3 protein-coding genes are annotated in these 2,751 nt (G+C 36.5%); 2 read left to right on the top strand and 1 reads right to left on the bottom strand.

Annotated features, from left to right (window positions below; all coding sequences use genetic code 11):
• Nucleotides 1–293: 293 nt before the first annotated feature.
• Complete coding sequence (gene sfsA, locus ABY905_RS16085) at nucleotides 294–1,001, bottom strand: DNA/RNA nuclease SfsA (RefSeq protein ID WP_372645709.1); 708 nt, start codon at nucleotides 999–1,001, stop codon at nucleotides 294–296.
• A 122-nt stretch (nucleotides 1,002–1,123) separates the two neighbouring features.
• Here sfsA and ABY905_RS16080 point away from each other — a divergent pair, with 122 nt between their 5' ends.
• Together ABY905_RS16080 and ABY905_RS16075 are read left to right on the top strand one after the other, a co-directional pair.
• Complete coding sequence (locus ABY905_RS16080) at nucleotides 1,124–2,350, top strand: hypothetical protein (protein ID WP_372645707.1); 1,227 nt, start codon at nucleotides 1,124–1,126, stop codon at nucleotides 2,348–2,350.
• A gap of 298 nt (nucleotides 2,351–2,648) precedes the next feature.
• Nucleotides 2,649–2,751 (top strand): cold-shock protein (locus ABY905_RS16075; RefSeq protein WP_372645711.1); only part of this gene is annotated, 103 nt, incomplete at its 3' end.

Genomic DNA, 2,751 nt, shown 5'->3' with positions numbered 1-2,751 from the left:
GAACAGCCTTTCTTGCAAGCCATTTCGTTTTTATGCAATGCACCAAGCTTTTCACTCAACTCGCTAATCTCGGTTCTTAATCGTAGGTATTTATCAACCTCCTGAAGGGCTTTCTCGTTCATCTTTCTATAATTTTCAAATTTTCGATAAAGATAGAATCTTAATTTTGAAATTAGAAGATGAGAGGATATGCTAATGTGTTAATATAACAACTGATTATTTTTGCTGGCGCAACCTTCAACCTTCAACCTTCAACCTTCAACCTTCAACCTTCAACCTTCAACCTTCAACCTTTAACCTTTTATGTAACTCAAATCAATAGGTAATTGCTTAACTAGCTCTATGCCTTCAGGATTCACCTTAGCCTGAAAGGCAAATACTTCAACCCCACTATCAACAGCTTTTCTAAGCGTTTCAGCATAGCCAGGATCAATATCCCATGCAGGACCAAAAACCGAAACATCTGAACGTTGAATCACATAAAACATGACAGCCCGCATGCCTTCAGCCTTCACTCTCATTAAGGTTTCCAAGTGTTTCTTACCACGTGTAGTCACCGCATCTGGGAAACGAGCATACCCGCCCACTTTCATGCTCACATTCTTCACTTCAATAAAACAGCTTTCTTGATCATTAGTAGCAAAAACATCAAAACGAGAATCCTCAAATTTCACTTCCCGCCTGACTTCGGTATAAGATTCAAAACCTTCAATTTTCCCATCGCGCACGACTTCGTAAGCCAATATATTGGGGATACCGGTGTTTATACCTATCCAATCGCCATTCATATAAATCATCTCCCAGGTGTACTTCGTTTTTCTTTTCGGATCATCAACATACGTTAGATAAACCTCTGCTCCTTCTTCTATGCAGGTTTTCATACTCCCTGAATTGGTACAATGTGCAACAACAATTTCACCAGAATCGAGTTCTACATCAGACAAAAATCGCTTATATCGTTTGATAAGCTTACCATGTACTAAAGGTTTTGAGAATTGCATATATTGGGGTATCTGTTTTATATGTTGAAGTCTGATGGATTAAAGCTAGTACATATATCCTTTTATAAATTTGCTTTCAGCTTGAATCAGAAATATTACTTTTGCGTTAAATATACAATCTTATGAGTCGTAAAGCACCCCAAATATACATTTTCAACGCCACGTGTGAAATGGCTATTTCAAATGGCACAGCTAGTTTTATGCCCAATAAAGTGCTGACTCGTTTTGAACAGGATCTGGATATATTACCCATGTATTATGCCAAGCCTGAAGATGTTATATTAGTCCACCAACTTCCCGATGCTCAGTTTTTGAGTTTTATCGAAAGTCAAGGGATTCATACACCAAGATTTCAACTTTTCCCTCAAGCCCTTACAGATCAGACCTTCTTAAAGGAAGAAAAAGCGGGTTTGCAACCTTGGGGCTGGAGTCCTCGTATGCATTACCTACTGGCTCCTTTTAAAGATCAATGTCAACAAAGCTTTTTAGCTCAGCCCAATGCCTATTGGCAACCTAAATTTAAGGAACTTTATAGTAGGGAAATGGCGCTTTCCTGTCTGCAACACTTTCTTAAGAACAATCGATCTAAGCATTATATATCAACCGATCTAATTCCTCAAATTTGCACCAACACTTCTGAAGTTGAAGCGCTACAAAGCAAGTGGCAACAGATCGTTATTAAATCTCCATGGAGTTCTTCGGGTCGAGGTTTACAAATATTACGAAAAGCTTTTATAAACAAATCGGTTAAACAAGCTCTGGGTGGTGTGTTTAAATCGCAGGGCTTTGTTATGGTCGAAGCTTTAGTTGACAAACAATTTGATTTTTCAGTCCAATTTTATGCTGATGGTAATGGAGAACTCGATTTTAGAGGATTCGCATTTTTCGAAACCAATGATAATGGTCAATACCAATCCAATATTTTAGGATTCATTCCACATGAATTAAAACAGGTTCTAAGCCCTATTGTTCAAGAGAAATTAATATCAGGTCTGGAAGAAGCGTTAAAGGCTCATAGCATCCCCAATGACTACTGCGGCCATTTAGGAATCGACTGTATGCTTTTTCTCGACACAAAGGGTATTGCTAAGATACAGCCCTGTCTTGAAATCAACCTAAGGTACAATATGAGCGTGATTGCCTCCCATCTATGTCAATACCTACACCCTGATGCAAAAGGCAGTTATAATATCTTTGCCGAATCTAAATCAGACTTTATTAGTTTTAATAAAAGAATGATTCAAGAACACCCTTTTGAAATGAAAGATGGAAAATGGTATAAGGGATACTTACCTCTAACTAGCCCAAACCAAGATAAACTCTTCGGAGCCTACATTTTTCTTGACTAAAAGGAGTTATTAATGTGCTGCACATTCACATTTTGCAGGGTATTATAATGAGAATAAAAAAATAAATCATATTTTTTATCATAAATACTCACTGTTTGAATAAAACTATTGAGAAATACTTTGGATACTCAATTTATTACTATTACATTTGTCACGTTGTAAAGCATTAACAAGAAGATAATATCATTAATATTCGTTACCGGTCATTCTCTTGAGAACAAAACTTAACTGAATCTTTACTTGTAATTATTGAAAGGAGCGCTTTCCACAAATATTTATTATTTTAAAAAACATTACAATGCAAGGAACAGTAAAATTCTTTAACGAAACTAAAGGTTTCGGATTCATTAAGCCATCTGATTCAAGTGAAGACATTTTTGTACACTCTACAGGTCTTATTG

This window comes from Ancylomarina sp. (genome assembly GCF_041555295.1).
In the GTDB taxonomy this organism is placed as follows: Bacteria; Bacteroidota; Bacteroidia; order Bacteroidales; family Marinifilaceae; genus Ancylomarina.
This window is presented reverse-complemented; position numbering and strand designations above follow the sequence as displayed.

Coding starts and splice junctions, on each gene's coding strand:
- sfsA (WP_372645709.1), bottom strand. CDS start 1,001: ATGCAATTCTCAAAACCTTTAGTACATGGTAAGCTTATCAAACGATAT.
- ABY905_RS16080 (WP_372645707.1), top strand. CDS start 1,124: ATGAGTCGTAAAGCACCCCAAATATACATTTTCAACGCCACGTGTGAA.